Origin of the sequence: Azohydromonas lata, assembly GCF_034427735.1 — a bacterium.
Classification (GTDB): Bacteria; Pseudomonadota; Gammaproteobacteria; order Burkholderiales; family Burkholderiaceae_C; genus Azohydromonas; species Azohydromonas lata.
Genome location: NZ_JAXOJX010000300.1, coordinates 1 through 203 on the forward strand (window position 1 = coordinate 1; position 203 = coordinate 203).

The following is a 203-nucleotide window of genomic DNA, read 5'->3' on the forward strand; positions in this document are numbered from 1 at the left end:
CGCTGGTTGCGCGCGCACAGCAGCCACCACTCGTCGGGCGACTGCCACAGCACCACGCCCGCGGCGCAGCGCAGCACCGAGCGCGGGCGCGTGGGCAGCGGCGCGCCCAGCACGCCGGCCACGCCGCTCATGAAGGCCACGTCGTCCGCGCGACCGCGCAGCACCAGGTAGCCCAGGTTGGGCAGCTCCGCAGCGGTGAGCGT

General features: G+C 76.4%; 1 pseudogene. It reads right to left on the reverse strand.

Annotated elements, in window-relative coordinates:
• A pseudogene (locus SM757_RS35490) lies at window positions 1-203 on the reverse strand (hypothetical protein); the annotation flags it as partial.